The following is an 804-nucleotide window of genomic DNA, read 5'->3' as shown; positions in this document are numbered from 1 at the left end:
CTGTCAACGTTTTGGAACTCGGCTTTGTCGGTGCGGGTGCCTTTTTGGTATTCCTGACGGTAGGTCAGGCGGATGCCGTGGTCGTCGTTGAAATCGTAGCCGAGTTTGGCGAGGTAGCTGTGCTGTTTCAGACGACTGCCGAGGTTAACATTGCCGTTGCCGTCTTTGTAGTCACGGTTGTTGAGGAAGTTGCCTGCAAACAGGGCATCGAAGCCGTTTTGATAGCCGTAAACTGCTGCGTTGCCGGTTGAGCCTTTATTGCTGCTCAAGCCCGCGCCGAGTTTGAAACCGAAAGGTTTGCCGTCTGTAAGCAGGTCTTTCGCGTCAACCGTTGTTACGCGGATGGTACCGCCGACCGCACCCAAACCCGCGCTCGCCGCGCCCGTGCCTTTTTCAACGTTGATGCTTTTCACCAAAGCAGGATCAAGCTGGAAGCGGCTTTGGTGGTGGAAGATTTTAGTGGATTGGCTGGTGTTGTCGACTTCTAGGTTAATTTTGTCTTCACCAACGCCGCGGATGCTGTAAAACTGCGCCACGCCGTTGCCGCCGCCGACGTCCATACCGATTTGGTCTTTCATGACTTGTTTCAAATCGGTCGAAGTTTCGCGGTCAAGCTGGTTGCGGGTTACACGAGTCGGTACGGCAGTACCGGTGACCTTAATTTCATTCAGCTCGGCAGTTTCTGCGGGTTGCAAATTTTCGGCATGAGCGAAGCTTGTTGATAATGCGAGTGTAATGATACTAAGGCGGAATACAGGAGAGGAGACCTTATTCATGATTTTTCCTAAGTAAAAAATTGACTGC

1 protein-coding gene is annotated in these 804 nt (G+C 52.0%); it reads right to left on the bottom strand.

Annotated features, from left to right (window positions below):
* On the bottom strand, nt 1–776 hold a 776-nt coding region (locus ACTHS3_RS16245), incomplete at its 3' end, for a TonB-dependent receptor plug domain-containing protein (protein ID WP_440368537.1).
* Nucleotides 777–804: the final 28 nt, after the last annotated feature.

Source organism: Neisseria sp. P0009.S007 (assembly GCF_051962515.1).
The sequence above is the reverse complement of the archived record's forward strand: the minus strand, read 5'-3'. Positions and strand labels throughout refer to the sequence as shown.